The following is a 13,591-nucleotide window of genomic DNA, read 5'->3' as shown; positions in this document are numbered from 1 at the left end:
TCGGCCGGACGGGCGGCGTTGCTTTCGGGTCCCCCGTGGCTATAGTCCGCGCGCTTTTCGACCGGCCCGGCCGCCCGCCATCGGCGCGCCGCGTGGCCGGCTGTTCCCATTCATGAGGAGTACCGCGTGCTGATCACCCCCGCCTTCGCGCAAGCGGCCGGCCCCGCCGCCGGTGGAGCGGACATCGCCTTGCAGGTGGTGCCGTTCGTCCTCATCTTCGTCATCATGTACTTCCTGATCCTGCGGCCGCAGCAGCGGCGGGTGAAGGAGCATCAGGCCCTGGTGAAGAACGTGCGCCGCGACGACACCATCGTCACCACCGGCGGCCTCGTCGGCCGCGTCACCAAGGTCTCCGACGAAGCCTCCGAACTCGAGGTCGAGATCGCGCCCAACGTGCGTGTCAAGATCGTCCGCACGATGGTCTCGGAAGTCCGGGTCAAGGGCGGTCCGGTCAAGGCCGCCTGACGTTCGGCGGTCTTGAGACAGAGCCTGAGGATGCCGGCGTAACGCCCGGCATCGCCAAGAAGACAACGGAACGGGCGGATGCTGCGCTTCTCGCGAACAAAGATCGTCACGACCCTCGCGATCATCTTGATCGGGTTGAGCCTGGCCGTGCCGAGCTTCTTCTCGCCCGAGCAGCGCAAGGGCTTCATGGCCTCGCTGCCGAGCTGGTTCCCGAGCTGGATCGTGCCGACCCGGGCGATCGTGCTCGGGCTCGACCTTCAGGGCGGATCGCAGCTCCTGCTCGAAGTCGACCAGAACGACCTGATCTCGTCGCAGGCCAAGGGCCTTCGCGACGACGTCCGGCGTATCCTGCAGACGGAATCGGTGCGCGCCGAGGGCGGTATCCAGCTGCTCCCGCGCGGCGTCCAGGTCCGCATCTCGGATGCCGCGGCCCGCGCCAAGGTCATGCCCAAGCTGCAGGAACTGTCCCTGCCGATCTCCAATCCGCTGGTGGGCCAGAGCGGCGGTCGCACCGTCGACGTGACCGAGCAGCCCGACGGCCTCATCCGCCTCGTCCTGACCGACGCCGGCATCGGCGATCGCACCCGCCGGGCCGTCAGCCAGGGCATCGAGGTCATCCGCCGCCGCATCGACAGCACCGGCACGCTTGAGCCCTCGATCCAGCAGCAGGGTGCCGACCGCATTCTGGTCCAGGTCCCGGGCGAACAGGACCCGCAGCGCCTCGAGACGCTGGTCGGCAAGACCGCCAAGCTCGAATTCCGCATGCTGTCCGACAGCCCGTCGGGCGACGTCGACCTGCTGCCGTCCCGCGACGAGAAGGGCGCGAGGGTCCCGGTCGAGCGCCGGATCATGGCCGAGGGCGGCGATCTCACCGACGCGCAGCCGGCCTTCGACCAGCAGACCCAGGAGCCGATGGTCAGCTTCAAGTTCAACCTGAAGGGCGCCCAGCGCTTCGGTCAGGCGACCTCGGAGAACGTCGGCCGCCGCATGGCGATCGTACTGGACAACGAGGTCGTCTCCGCCCCGCGCATCAACACCCCGATCACCGGCGGTTCGGGCCAGATCACCGGCAACTTCACGGTCAAGGACGCCAACGAACTCTCGGTGCTGCTCCGCGCCGGCGCCCTGCCCGCCAAGTTCACCGCCGTCGAGCGTCGCGTCGTCGGCCCCGGCCTCGGCAAGGATTCGATCGAGGCCGGCAAGTGGGCGACGCTGGCCGCCGGCGTCCTCGTCATCGCCTTCATGTTCGCCACCTACGGCGTGTTCGGCTTCTTCGCCAACATCGCGCTCATCGTCCACGTCGGCCTCATCCTCGGCCTGATGTCGGTGCTCGAGGCGACCATGACCCTGCCCGGCATCGCCGGGATCGTGCTCACCATCGGGACGGCGGTGGATTCGAACGTGCTGATCTACGAGCGCGTGCGCGAGGAGGTGCGGGCGGGCCGCTCCATCGTCTCGGCCCTGCAGGCGGGCTTCGACAAGGCGTTCGCCACCATCATCGATTCGAACTCGACCATGGCCATCGCCGCCGTGATCCTGTTCTTCCTCGGTTCGGGCCCGGTGAAGGGCTTCGCCGTGGTGTTCATCCTCGGCATCCTCACCACCGTCATCACCGCCGTGACCCTCACGCGCATGATGATCGCACTGTGGTACAACTACGCCCGGCCCAAGGCCCTGCCGTTCTAGACGGCGGACTGCTTCCTCGGGCAGGGGCCTGCCTCTGCCGGGACGCCGCGCCGTTCTGACCCGCGGGCGTTTCGCCCCATTGATGGAGGAGGGGCACCGCCCACATCCTCGCTGACGGACTCGAGACCGACCATGCGCCTGCTCCGCCTCTGGCCCGATGAATCGCACTTCGACTTCATGCGGTTCCGGCGTTTCACCTTCCCGCTCTCGGCCTTCATGTCGGTGGCGACCGTGGTCCTGTTCCTGACGATCGGGCTGAACTTCGGCATCGACTTCAAGGGCGGCACCCTCGTCGAACTGCAGGCGAAGTCGAAGACGGCGGACGTGGCGGCCGTGCGCCACACCGCCAACGGTTTCGGCTTCGGCGAGACCGAAGTCCAGGAACTCGGCGGCGAGGGCCAGATCCTGGTGCGCTTCCCGCTCCAGCCCGGCGAGCAGGGGCAGACCGCCGTGATGCAGAAGGCGCACGCGGCCTTTGACGCCGATTTCGAGTTCCGGCGCACCGAGACCGTGGGGCCGCGCGTCTCGGGCGAACTCGTTCAGTCGGGCACCCTGGGCGTCGTGCTCTCCGTCCTGGCGGTGCTGCTCTACCTGTGGTTCCGGTTCGAGCGGGAACTGGCGCTGGGCGCCATCGTCGGCACGCTCCACGACATCGTGCTCACCATCGGCATCTTCGTGATCTCCCGCATCGAGTTCAACATGACCTCGATCGCCGCGATCCTCACCATCGTCGGCTACTCGCTCAACGAGACCGTCGTGGTGTTCGACCGGACCCGCGAGCTCATGCGCCGCTACAAGACCATCCCCACCGTCGAACTGCTCAACCTGTCGATCAACTCGACGATGTCGCGCACCGTGATGACCGGCACCTCGGCCTTCCTGTCGCTGCTGGCCCTGGTCCTGTTCGGCGGCGAGGCGATCAACGGCTTTGCCGTGGTCATGCTCGCGGGCGTGGTGATCTGCACCTATTCGGCGATCTTCGTCTCGACGCCGGTGCTGATCTACCTCGGCCTGATGCTGTCGGGGGTGAAGGCCCAGGCGCGGCCGACCACCCGCGTGCCGCAGGCGGCGGAGTAGCCGGGGCCATGGCGTCCGGCAGCCTCCTCGACGGCTTCGTCCCCGGTCGCCACCTCATCGACGCCTACGGTAACGGTGGCTTCCGCTTCGCCGAGATGTCGCATCGCGGTTCCATCCTGATGCTGCCCTCCGGCGTCAGGGCCTGGGACGTGGCGGACGCCCGCACCATCGACCGCGACGCCCTGCGCCCGGTCCAGCTGGCGGCCGGCGAGGTCGAGCTCCTCCTGGTGGGCACCGGCCTCGACATCGTGCCCCTGCCCGAACCGCTCCGGCGCTGGCTCAAGGACGCCGGGGTCGGCCTCGACGTGATGCAGACGGGGGCGGCGGCGCGCACCTACAACATCCTGATGGCCGAGAACCGCAAGGTCGCCGCCGCCCTGGTGGCGGTGCCATGACCACGAAAGCCGAGACCGCCGGTGCCGCCGGCGAGGGCCTGGCCTTCGCCTTCCGGCACTGCGAGGACCTGGTCCGCGAAGGCGACCCCGACCGCTATTTCGCCACCCTGTTCGCCCCGGCGGCGTTCCGGCCGCATCTGTTCGCGATCTATGCCTTCAGCCTCACCATCGCCCGGGTGCGCGAGGCGGTGACCAACCCGATGGCCGGCGAGATCCGGCTGCAATGGTGGCGCGACGCCCTCCAGGGCGAGGCCCGCGGCGACGTCAAGGCCAACCCGGTGGCCGCCGCCCTCGACGACGCCATCGTCAAGCGCCGCCTCGGGCGACAGCCCTTCGTCGATCTCATCGATGCACGGGTGTTCGACCTCTACGACGATCCGATGCCGCGGGTGAACGACCTCGAGGGATATTGCGGCGAGACCGCCTCCTCGCTCATCCGGCTGGCCAGCCTCGTCCTGTGCGACGGGGCCGAGCCGGGGGGAGCCGCTGCCGCCGGCCATGCCGGCGTCGCCTACGGCGTCACCGGCCTGCTGCGGGCTCTGCCGTGGCACGCCCGCCAGGGCCAGGTCTACGTGCCCGCCGACATCCTCAGGCCCTACGGCGTCACCCGCGAGGACATCGTCACCGGCCGCGGCGGGCCGGGGCTCCTGCGCGCCACCGCCGACCTGCGGGCGCTGGCCCGGCGCCACCTCGACGCCCACGCCGCCGGCCTGGCCGGCCTGGCGCCGGCCGCACGCGCCGCGTTCCTGCCGGTCGCCCTGGTCGAGCCCTACCTCGCCGCGATGGAGCGACCGGGCTACGTGCCTCTCAACACCGTCGTCGCAATCCCGCGCTGGCGCCGCCTGTGGCGCCTGTGGCGGGCGGCGCGCAGGGCGCGCTGAGGCGCCGGCGGGACAGGTGCATACAATTTCCTCCCCGGCGAACATCCGTCGTTGAGCCGCATAACCTCCTCTGGTAGCACCCCGACCGGCGCCGCGAGGACGGCCCGCGTCGGGAGGAGTCACGGCTTTGCAAACCTGGAATCAAGTCTACGATCCGTTCGGGAGCCCATGGCTCTCGACCTTCGCAGCCTCCCTGCCGGTCATCGCGCTGCTCGGCATGATCGCCAGCGGCAAGGTCAAGGTGCACATCGCGGCGGTGCTCTCGCTGGTGATCGCGCTCCTCGTCGCCATCGTCCTGTTCGGCATGCCCACCGACCTCGCCCTGCGCGCCTCGGCCTACGGCGTGGCGCTCGGCCTGTTCCCCATCGGCTGGATCATCCTCAACGTCATCTTCCTCTACCGGCTCACGGTGGAGAAGGGCTGGTTCGCGATCCTGCAGCAGTCGGTGGCGGGCATCACCACGGACCGGCGCATCCAGCTCCTGCTCGTGGCCTTCGCCTTCGGTGCCTTCTTCGAGGGTGCCGGTGGGTTCGGCACCCCGGTGGCGGTCACCGGCGCCATCCTGATCGGTCTCGGCTTCTCGCCGCTGGCGGCTTCCGGCCTCTCGCTCATCGCCAACACCGCACCCGTCGCCTACGGGGCGCTGGGCGCCCCCGTGGCCGGCCTCGCCTCCGTCACCGGCTACGACCCCTACGTGCTCGGCGCGATGATCGGGCGGCAGCTGCCGTTCTTCTCGGTGATCGTGCCGTTCTGGCTGATCTGGGTGTTCGCGGGCTTCCGCGGCATGATCCAGGTGTGGCCGGCCATCGCCGTCTGCGGCGTCTCCTTCGCGGTGGCCCAGTTCGCGATCTCGAACTACATCAACCCCTGGATCGTCGACATCGGCGCTTCGCTGATCTCGATGGGCGCCCTCGTGCTGTTCCTCAAGGTGTGGAGCCCGGCCACGCCCTGGACCTCGCCGGCCCTGCGCGGCAACGACCCCTCCATCGGCTACATGGCCGAGCGCCGCCCGGCGGCCCTGGGTGCGGGCGTGCCCGGCGCCGAGGTGCCGAGCTTCAACGCGGGCACCCGCACCGCCACCTCGCGCGAGATCTTCATGGCCTGGGTGCCGTGGATCATCCTCTCGGTGATCGTCGCGATCTGGGGGACCGGCTGGTTCAAGGGCATCGTCAACCCGATCTTCACCTGGAAGTACGAGGTGCCGGGTCTCCACAACGTCATCATGAAGGTGCCGCCGGTGGTGGCGACGGCGCACCCCGAGGCGGCCGTCTTCAACTTCACCTACATGTCCTACACCGGCACCGGCGTGCTGTTCGCCTCGATCATCTCCGGCCTGCTGATGCGGTTCTCGCCCTGGCGCCTGGTGACGGCCTATCTCGAGACGATCTGGGTCCTGCGCTACTCCATCATCACCATCGCGGCGATGCTGGCGCTGGGCGTGCTCACCCGCTACGCGGGCGTGGACGCCACCCTGGGTCTGGCGTTTGCCGGCACCGGCATCCTCTACCCGTTCTTCGGCACCCTGCTCGGCTGGCTCGGCGTGGCGCTGACGGGCTCCGACACGGCCTCCAACGTGCTCTTCGGCGGCCTCCAGAAGATCACGTCGGAGCAGCTCGGCCTGTCGGGGATCCTGATGGCCTCGGCCAACTCGTCGGGCGGCGTCATGGGCAAGATGATCGACGCCCAGTCGATCGTCGTCGCCTCCACCGCCACGGGCTACTACGGGCAGGAGAGCAAGATCCTGCGGTTCGTGTTCTGGCACTCCATCGTGCTCGCCTGCCTCGTGGGCGGCCTCGTGATGCTCCAGGCCTACGTCTATCCGTTCACCGCGATGGTGATCCACCCGTAAGGGCATGGCCCGCCCCGGTCCGCCCGGGCGGGCCACGACCGAGGGGAAGGCGGACGAATCCGCCTTCCCCAAACCGCGGCCATGCCCCACATGGACGCCATGTTCTTCAAGACCCTCGCCTCGCGCTACACCTTGGCCAATCTGCCCGTCGTCGAGACGGAGCGGTTGAGGATCGCGGGCCTCGTGCCCGCCGACGCGGGCGCCGTCCAGGCGATCACCGCCGATCCGGCCATCACCGGCGCGGTGGACTTCCTGCCCGACCCCTTCACCCTCGACCATGCCCGGCGCCTCGTCGGCGGCAAGAAGCCGATCAAGGACCGCTTCCTCGGCGTGCGCCGCAAGGACGGCGTGTTCGTCGGGATCGTCGGCACGCACCTGCGCGGCGACCAGGCCGTCGAGATCGGCTACTGGATGGGCGGCGCCCATCGCGGCCAGGGTTTCGGCAGCGAGGCGGTCTCCGGCGTGCTCGGCCTGCTGCGCGAGCGCTTCCCCCATCGCATCGTCGTCGCCGAGTGCAGGCCCGAGAACACGGCCTCGCTCGGCCTGCTGCGCAAGGTCGGCTTTCGCGATACCGGCGACGAGGGCCACCGGCCCGGCCGGCGCATCTACGTGATCGAACCGAGTTGAGGGATCGCGGCTGCGATGACGCTGTCCCTGCAGATCGCGGCTGTAGCCGCGGCCCTCATCGTCGGCGGGCTGGCGGCGCTCAAGCTGGCAGCCGACAGCTTCGACCGGCGCCATCCTCCGCAAAGCCGGTTGCCTCCGCAGGACTGATGCCGACGGGCGGGGGCTATTCCGCCGCCACCCTCGCCGGCGCCCATGAGCCGGTCCAGCCCGCCAGGTCCGCCCGCGCCCGGTCGGTGAGTGCGCGCTTCTTGGCCACCGCCTTTTCCGGCCCGCGCAGGCGGCGGCCCTCCTCGCCCTTGATCGCCTCGGTGAGCGGCGGAAACAGGCCGAAGTTGACGTTCATCGGTTGGAACGAGCGCGGGCTGCCCGCTTCCTCGACGCCGATGTGGCCGCCGGTGATGTGGCCGATGAGGGCGCCAAGTGCCGTGGTCGCGGGCAGGGGCGGCAACGTCCGTCCCTCGATCTCGGCCACCGCGAACAGGCCCGCCACGAGGCCGGTGGCGGCGCTCTCGACATAGCCCTCGCAGCCGGTGATCTGGCCGGCGAACCGCAGGCGCGGCTCGGCCTTCAGGCGTAGCGTCGCGTCGAGCAGGCGCGGGCTGTCGAGGTAGGTGTTGCGGTGCAGGCCGCCCAGCCGGGCGAACTCGGCGTTCTCGAGGCCCGGGATGGTCCGGAACACCCGCACCTGCTCGGCATAGGTCAGCTTCGTCTGGAAGCCGACCATGTTGTAGAGGGTCCCCAGCGCATTGTCCTGGCGCAGCTGCACGATGGCGCAGGCCTTCACGGTGGGGTCGTGCGGGTTGGTGAGGCCGACGGGCTTCATGGGGCCGTGGCGCAGGGTCTCGGGGCCGCGCTCGGCCATGACCTCGATCGGCAGGCAGCCGTCGAAATACGGCGTCGAGGCCTCCCATTCCTTGAAGGCGATCTTGTCGCCGCCGATCAGCGCCTGGATGAAGGCGTCGTATTGCGCGCGGTCCATCGGGCAGTTGATGTAGTCGGCACCGGTGCCGCCGGGCCCGACCTTGTCGTAGCGCGACTGGAACCAGGCCTTGCCCATGTCGATGGACTCGCGGTGGACGATCGGCGCGATGGCGTCGAAGAAGGCGAGCGCCTCCGAGCCCGTCAGCCCGCGGATCGCTTGCGCCAGGGCCGGCGACGTCAATGGCCCGGTGGCGACGATCACCCGACCCCACTCGGCCGGCGGCAACCCGTCGATCTCCTCGCGGGCGATGGTCACCAGCGGGTGGTCTTCGAGGGCGGCGGTGACGGCCCTGGCGAACCCCTCGCGGTCGACGGCGAGCGCCCCGCCCGCCGGCACCTGGTGCGCGTCGCCCGCGCGCAGGATCAGCGATCCGAGGGTGCGCATCTCCTGGTGCAGCAGGCCGACGGCGTTGCCGTTGGCGTCGTCCGAGCGGAACGAGTTCGAGCAGACGAGTTCTGCGAGATCCTGGCTCTGGTGCGCCTCGGTGCCGCGCACGGGCCGCATCTCGTGGATCACGACCGGATGGCCGCTCTGCGCGATCTGCCAGGCGGCTTCCGAACCGGCGAGCCCGCCGCCGATGATGTGGATGGGGTGCGTCATGGCCACGGGATAGCTCCCTCGCCGGACCGGGGCAACCGCCGCTCCCTTCCCCGACCCCGTCACGTCTCCAGTGCAGGCCGCCGGCTGCGTCAGTGCAGGCCGCCGGCTGCGTCAGTGCAGCTGCGGGCTCACGAGGAAGCGTTCGCGGTTGCCCGAGGTGACCGAGAGCTTGAGGGTCTTGCCGTCGCGCTGGACGGTGAGCGGTACCCGCACCCCGGCCTCGCCGAGCGCCCAGACCTGGCGGAAGAACCCGGCCAGGTCCGCCACCGGCTCGCCGGCCACGGCGACGATGGCGTCGCCCGCCCGCAGGTCGGCGCTCTCGGCCGGGCCGTCGTCGGCCAGCCCCATCACCACCACCGAGCCCTCGCCTTCGCTGGCATAGAGGCCGAGCCAGGGCCGGGCCGGCCGGTCGACGCGCCCGCGCCGGGTGAGGTCGTCGAGGATCGGCGGCAGCAGGTCGATGGGCACGATCATGTTGATCGCCCGGGGTCCGCCGGTGCCGCCCTGCTGCAGCTGCAGCGAGCCGATGCCCAGGAGCTGCCCTTCGGCCCCCAGCATCGCGGTGCCGCCCCAGTGCGGATGGGAGGGCGCGGTGAAGACCGCGTCGTCGAGGAGGTATTCCCAGTAGCCGGCGAACTCCTGCCGGGCGACCACCTGGGCCGCGACGCTGCGCTGGCGCCCGCCGGCCCCGGCCACCACGGCCTTGTCGCCGACCTTGATCGCATCCGAGCGCCCGAGAGCCAGGACGGGCAGGCCGAGCTCTCCCAGGGCCTGGACGAGGCCGAAGCCCGTGACCGCGTCGTAGCCGACCACGTGGCCGGGCAGCGAGCGGCCGTCGTGGGTGGTCAGCCACACGGTCTCGGCCTCCATCACCAGGTAGCCGATGGTGAGCACCAGGCCGTCCTCTCCGATCACCACGCCGTTGCCGGCCCGCTCGGTGCCCAGGGTCTCGGCGGAGAAGGCCTCCGGCGGCACCCGCGTGGAAAGCGAGACGACGGCGGTGAGCGCCCGCTCGAGGTCGTATCCGTAATCCGCAGCCTTGGGCTGCACGGCGGCGGGAATCTTCCAGTCTCCCTGCGTGGCCATGCCGTTTCGTCTCCCTGCCCGATCCCGCCGATTTGTCGTCCGATCCCCCAAGGTAGGTCGCCGGTCGCCGCAGCGACAGGCGCGCCGCCGACGCGGCCCCGGAAAATTCCATTGCCGGCCATCGACCGCGCCCATGCCGCCCACACCGGATCGGCGGCGGGACGGTGGCGGGAGGGCCACGCTTGCCCTACCTTGACCGTGACGACGAAGCCGGACACGAGACGGCCGGCGGCCGTGGCAAGTCCGGGTCGTCCGATCGCGCCCGGCGAGGCCGATCGTCGTGTGGGAGAGGATGGTTCGCCCCGTGCGTGACGATGCCACGCTGCTCCGGCTGATGAGCGCGGTCGCGCAGGGCGACGCGCAGTCCCTCAAATCCCTCTACGATCTCACCGCGCCGAAACTTTACGGTGTGATCTCGCGTATCCAGAGGGATCGCGCCGCGGCCGAGGACGTCCTCCAGGACGTCTACCTGCGGGTCTGGCAGAGTGCGGGATCGTACGACCCCCAGTCCGGCAGGCCGCTCGCGTGGTTGTGCGCCATCGCCCGCAACCGGGCGATCGACGTCGTCCGCCGGAAGGGCGAGGTCCAGGGGCCGGTGACCGAGGACGGGGAGGACTGGGTGGAACGGCTCGCCGACCCTCACGACAGCGAAGGCGCGATCCTGGGCCGGGACGCCCTGCGCGCCTGCCTGCAGCGCCTCGACGAGACGCAGCGCGACTGCATCGTGCTCGCCTATTGCGAGGGCTATTCGCGCGAGGAACTCGCCGCGCGCTACGACCGGCCGGTCAACACCATCAAGACGTGGCTGCACCGGGGGCTCGCCGCCCTGCGCGGCTGCCTGGAGCCGGCCTCGTGACCGGGGGGCCCGACGACGAGCGCGACCTGCGGGCGGCCGAATACGTCCTGGGCACCCTGCCCGCCGCGGAGCGGGCCGCCCTCGACCTCGAACGCACCCTCGATCCGGCGACGGAGGCGGCCGTGCGCGGTTGGGAGCGGCGGCTGGCCCCGCTCGATTCCGTCGGTCCGGACGTGGTGCCCGATGCCGGGATCTGGCCGCGGATCGCCGCGAGCCTGCCCGGGCGGCGCCCGACGTCGGCCGCCAACGACAACCGCGTCGCCGCCCTCGCCCGCCAGGTCCGCCTCTGGCGCGGCACCGCGCTGGCCGCTGGTGGCCTCGCGGCGGGCCTGGCGCTGTTCGTGGCGGTCGGCGCCTGGCCCGTGGGTCGGGGGGAGCCGCGCTACGTCGCGGTGGTCAGCCGCAGCGGCGAGTCGCCGGCCCTCATCGTCAGCGTCGATCTCGCCGCCGGCACCGCGCAGGTGCGGCCCGTGGCGGCCGAGACACCGGACGGGCGCAGCCTCGAACTCTGGTACGTGGAGGGCGGCGCGCCCAAGACACTCGGGGTGATCGGGGGATCCGCCCGCAGGGTGACCCTGCCGAAGGGAGAGGCGAACCCAGACGGGCTCTTCGCCGTATCGGTGGAGCCACCGGGCGGCTCGCCCACCGGCCAGCCCACCGGCCCGGTGATCTACTCGGGCAAGCTGATCCGCGATTAGGACTCCACCCCCCCGTCCGCACCGGAGGCGATCCCGATGCCGCGCTTTGCCGCCAACCTCACCTTGATGTTCACGGAGCATCCCTTCCTCGACCGCTTCGCGGCGGCGGCGCAGGCGGGATTTTCAGCGGTGGAATGCCTGTTTCCCTATGCCGAGGCGCCCGGGGCGATCGCCGCGCGCCTCGCCGAGCATCGCCTGGAACTCGCCCTGTTCAACATGCCGCCCGGCGATTGGGCGGCGGGCGAGCGCGGCCTCGCCGCCCTGCCCGATCGCTTTGACGAGATGGCGCAGGGCGTCGAGACGGCCCTCGCCTACACGCTCGCCACGGGGACGCGGCGCCTCCACCTGATGGCCGGCCTCGCCGACCGGCGGGATGCGGCGGCATCGGGCGCCTACCGCCGCGCCCTGCGCCATGCCGCCGGCCGGCTTGCGCCCCACGGCATCGACCTCCTGATCGAACCGATCAACCGGCGCTCGATGCCGGGCTATTTCCTCGACGACGTCGAGGCCGCCGCCGACCTCGTGCGGGAGCTGCAGGGAGAGGGGCTGGCCAACCTCAGGCTCCAGTTCGACGTCTTCCACGTGCAGATCCTGCACGGGGACGTGACGACGCGGCTCGCCCGGCTTCTGCCGCTGATCGGCCATGTCCAGGTGGCGGGCGTACCGGCCCGCAACGAGCCCGGTACCGGCGAACTCGACGACGGCTTCGTCTTCTCCGAGCTCGATCGCCTGGGCTACGACGGGCTCGTCGGCTGCGAGTACAACCCGCGGGCGGGGACCCTGGCGGGACTGGGCTGGTTCGCGCCCTGGCGGGACGCCACTGGCTGACGCCGTCACGATCAGGCGACCGGCTCGCCGCAGCGGGCCGGTAAAAGGTCAATCGTCGGCGTCCTCCCCCTCGTAGGGGGCGTAGCTGCGCAGGCGGCGGCCGTCCGGCAGCTCGATGGTGCGCGAGCGGATCACGAGGTAGCCGGCCTCTTCCGCCGCCCTGATCCGGGCCAGGCGATCCCCCCTCCCGTCGTCGCGGAACCGACCGACCGGCGGCACCTCGGCGAGGATGCGCCGCCGTGACGGCGCGACTGCGACGGGCGCGCGGCGCAAGGGGGGCTGGGCGAGCCGTTGCCGGCGCGCATCCCGGTTCGGGCGAGAGGCCTGCCGGGGCCGAACGGCCCGCGTGTCCGCACGGGTGGCCCGGGGAGCGGGCGCGGCGGCGGCGGGTGCGGCCTCCGCCTGCGGTGCGACGGGTCGAGAGGGCGTGGCCGGCGTGGGAGCGGGCCGTACCGGACCCGCCTGGGCCGGGCCGTCCCGCGACGGCGGGTCGGTCCACGGCCGCTCGCCGCTCGACGGCGCCTCCGACTGCGCGAGCGCGGCCGGCAGGCCGAGGAGGAGGCTCGCCGCCGCCAGTCCGAAACGCCAACTCGGTCGGATCGTCATCGCGCGGCCCCCGGGCTGTCTCGAAGCGGTCGCCGGAACCCGATGTGCCCCTGTGCCGTCCTGGGCGTCGACCTTAGGGAGTTCGGGCCGTCGCGTCCAGAATCGCGGGCGCGGGGCCTCCGGGCGTTGCCCTCGCCCGACCGTGGAGCCACATGAGCGACCCGTGGCGGCCACCGGCCCGGGCGCTGCGCCGATGCGGACAGGAGAAGACATCCATGATGACACACGCCATGCCGACGGTCGTTCGCGGCGCCCTCGGCGCTGCCTTCGCAGCCGGGCTGGTCGCGATGCCCGCCCTGGCCCAGACGCCTCCGCCCGCGATCCCCACCGTCGAGAGCGACGTCGTCGACGGCAAGGGCGAGGCCATCGGCCGGATCGTGATCCGCGACGGGGCCAACGCCCTGGTGCTGCGCCTCACCATCCGGCCGGGCGGGCTGCCGCCGGGCTGGCACGGCCTGCATTTCCATGCGGTGGGCGATTGCTCGGACCCCGAGGGCTTCGCGAAATCGAAGGCCCATGTGAACCACGACCAGAGCAAGCACGGCCTGCTCAATACGGACGGGCCCGACGAGGGCGACCTGCCCAACGTCCATGCCGCCGCCGACGGGTCCGTGAACGCCGAGGTGTCGAGCGATACCCCACTGACCGGCGAAGGCGGGCTCAAGGACGGGGACGGGTCGGCCCTGGTGATCCATGCCAACGAGGACGATCACACCACGCAGCCGATCGGCGGTGCCGGCGCGCGGATCGCCTGCGCGGTCATCAAGTAGGACGCGCTGAGGCGTCCCGCGCCTCGCGGGACGCCTCAGCGCGGGCGTCGCCCCACCGAGACGACGTTGCCGCCGCCGTGCGCCTTGCGCTCGGGCAGGGCGCCGGTGACGGCCTTGACGATGCCGTCGGTGTCGAGGCCGGCCTGGGCGTACATGCGCTCGGGGGTGTCGTGGTCCTGGTAGAC

Annotated in this window: 15 protein-coding genes; 12 read left to right on the top strand and 3 right to left on the bottom strand. The window is 71.2% G+C overall.

The annotated features are described in order from the left end of the window. Positions 1–129 precede the first annotated feature (129 nt). The 8 genes from yajC to ASF39_RS22605 all read left to right on the top strand — a co-directional run bounded on the left by yajC (position 130) and on the right by ASF39_RS22605 (position 7,127). On the top strand, positions 130–465 hold the full coding sequence (yajC, locus tag ASF39_RS18860) for a preprotein translocase subunit YajC (RefSeq protein WP_055883457.1): 336 nt from the start codon (positions 130–132) through the stop codon (positions 463–465). 78 nt (positions 466–543) lie between these two features. Next, entirely contained in the window at positions 544–2,151 is a 1,608-nt protein-coding gene (gene secD, locus ASF39_RS18855; RefSeq protein ID WP_055883358.1) for a protein translocase subunit SecD, read from the top strand. 132 nt (positions 2,152–2,283) lie between these two features. Beyond that, positions 2,284–3,228, top strand: coding sequence for a protein translocase subunit SecF (secF, locus tag ASF39_RS18850; protein ID WP_056286798.1), 945 nt, complete (start codon positions 2,284–2,286; stop codon positions 3,226–3,228). A gap of 8 nt (positions 3,229–3,236) precedes the next feature. Then, positions 3,237–3,623: an MTH938/NDUFAF3 family protein gene (locus ASF39_RS18845; protein WP_055883350.1), complete on the top strand. Its 387-nt coding sequence runs from the start codon at positions 3,237–3,239 to the stop codon at positions 3,621–3,623. Beyond that, positions 3,620–4,504: a phytoene/squalene synthase family protein gene (locus ASF39_RS18840; protein ID WP_055883347.1), complete on the top strand. Its 885-nt coding sequence runs from the start codon at positions 3,620–3,622 to the stop codon at positions 4,502–4,504. Before ASF39_RS18845 ends, ASF39_RS18840 begins: the two co-directional genes overlap by 4 nt. A 127-nt stretch (positions 4,505–4,631) precedes the next feature. Further along, positions 4,632–6,353, top strand: coding sequence for an L-lactate permease (locus ASF39_RS18835; RefSeq protein WP_055883343.1), 1,722 nt, complete (start codon positions 4,632–4,634; stop codon positions 6,351–6,353). A gap of 99 nt (positions 6,354–6,452) precedes the next feature. Then, positions 6,453–6,980, top strand: coding sequence for a GNAT family N-acetyltransferase (locus tag ASF39_RS18830; RefSeq protein ID WP_056287172.1), 528 nt, complete (start codon positions 6,453–6,455; stop codon positions 6,978–6,980). A 15-nt stretch (positions 6,981–6,995) separates the two neighbouring features. After that, positions 6,996–7,127, top strand: coding sequence for a hypothetical protein (locus ASF39_RS22605; RefSeq protein WP_277996108.1), 132 nt, complete (start codon positions 6,996–6,998; stop codon positions 7,125–7,127). Positions 7,128–7,143: 16 nt separating this feature from the next. Here ASF39_RS22605 and trmFO read toward each other — a convergent pair whose 3' ends face one another. Together trmFO and ASF39_RS18820 are read right to left on the bottom strand one after the other, a co-directional pair. Beyond that, a complete protein-coding gene (gene trmFO, locus ASF39_RS18825; protein WP_244472474.1) occupies positions 7,144–8,568 on the bottom strand; it encodes a methylenetetrahydrofolate--tRNA-(uracil(54)-C(5))-methyltransferase (FADH(2)-oxidizing) TrmFO in 1,425 nt (474 codons plus the stop codon). Between the two features lie 105 nt (positions 8,569–8,673). Continuing rightward, entirely contained in the window at positions 8,674–9,648 is a 975-nt protein-coding gene (locus tag ASF39_RS18820; protein ID WP_055883335.1) for a S1C family serine protease, read from the bottom strand. A 304-nt stretch (positions 9,649–9,952) separates the two neighbouring features. On the opposite strand from ASF39_RS18820, the gene ASF39_RS18815 reads away from it, so the two are divergent. Genes ASF39_RS18815 through otnI form a run of 3 tightly spaced genes read left to right on the top strand, consistent with a single transcriptional unit; the run spans position 9,953 to position 12,030 of the window. After that, on the top strand, positions 9,953–10,504 hold the full coding sequence (locus tag ASF39_RS18815; protein ID WP_056287169.1) for a sigma-70 family RNA polymerase sigma factor: 552 nt from the start codon (positions 9,953–9,955) through the stop codon (positions 10,502–10,504). Beyond that, positions 10,501–11,202: an anti-sigma factor gene (locus tag ASF39_RS18810; RefSeq protein ID WP_056286793.1), complete on the top strand. Its 702-nt coding sequence runs from the start codon at positions 10,501–10,503 to the stop codon at positions 11,200–11,202. Before ASF39_RS18815 ends, ASF39_RS18810 begins: the two co-directional genes overlap by 4 nt. Positions 11,203–11,238: 36 nt before the next feature. Beyond that, a complete protein-coding gene (otnI, locus tag ASF39_RS18805; RefSeq protein ID WP_056286791.1) occupies positions 11,239–12,030 on the top strand; it encodes a 2-oxo-tetronate isomerase in 792 nt (263 codons plus the stop codon). Positions 12,031–12,078: 48 nt separating this feature from the next. Here the strand turns inward: otnI and ASF39_RS21540 are convergent, their stop codons facing one another. Beyond that, complete coding sequence (locus ASF39_RS21540) at positions 12,079–12,636, bottom strand: hypothetical protein (RefSeq protein WP_156648552.1); 558 nt, start codon at positions 12,634–12,636, stop codon at positions 12,079–12,081. 287 nt (positions 12,637–12,923) lie between these two features. Between ASF39_RS21540 and ASF39_RS18795 the strand changes: the two genes are divergently transcribed. Beyond that, positions 12,924–13,406, top strand: coding sequence for a superoxide dismutase family protein (locus ASF39_RS18795; protein ID WP_244472489.1), 483 nt, complete (start codon positions 12,924–12,926; stop codon positions 13,404–13,406). Positions 13,407–13,591 lie beyond the last annotated feature (185 nt).

Source organism: Methylobacterium sp. Leaf108 (assembly GCF_001423265.1).
Classification (GTDB): Bacteria; Pseudomonadota; Alphaproteobacteria; order Rhizobiales; family Beijerinckiaceae; genus Methylobacterium.
Note: the sequence above shows the minus strand (reverse complement) of the source record. Positions and strands in the feature narration are given on the sequence as shown.

What these genes read in the sequence shown, in the direction of transcription:
- secD (WP_055883358.1), top strand. Translation starts at nt 544, where the DNA reads ATGCTGCGCTTCTCGCGAACAAAGATCGTCACGACCCTCGCGATCATC.
- secF (WP_056286798.1), top strand. Translation starts at nt 2,284, where the DNA reads ATGCGCCTGCTCCGCCTCTGGCCCGATGAATCGCACTTCGACTTCATG.
- ASF39_RS18845 (WP_055883350.1), top strand. Translation starts at nt 3,237, where the DNA reads ATGGCGTCCGGCAGCCTCCTCGACGGCTTCGTCCCCGGTCGCCACCTC.
- ASF39_RS18840 (WP_055883347.1), top strand. Translation starts at nt 3,620, where the DNA reads ATGACCACGAAAGCCGAGACCGCCGGTGCCGCCGGCGAGGGCCTGGCC.
- ASF39_RS18830 (WP_056287172.1), top strand. Translation starts at nt 6,453, where the DNA reads ATGTTCTTCAAGACCCTCGCCTCGCGCTACACCTTGGCCAATCTGCCC.
- ASF39_RS22605 (WP_277996108.1), top strand. Translation starts at nt 6,996, where the DNA reads ATGACGCTGTCCCTGCAGATCGCGGCTGTAGCCGCGGCCCTCATCGTC.
- ASF39_RS18820 (WP_055883335.1), bottom strand. Translation starts at nt 9,648, where the DNA reads ATGGCCACGCAGGGAGACTGGAAGATTCCCGCCGCCGTGCAGCCCAAG.
- otnI (WP_056286791.1), top strand. Translation starts at nt 11,239, where the DNA reads ATGCCGCGCTTTGCCGCCAACCTCACCTTGATGTTCACGGAGCATCCC.
- ASF39_RS21540 (WP_156648552.1), bottom strand. Translation starts at nt 12,636, where the DNA reads ATGACGATCCGACCGAGTTGGCGTTTCGGACTGGCGGCGGCGAGCCTC.
- ASF39_RS18795 (WP_244472489.1), top strand. Translation starts at nt 12,924, where the DNA reads ATGCCCGCCCTGGCCCAGACGCCTCCGCCCGCGATCCCCACCGTCGAG.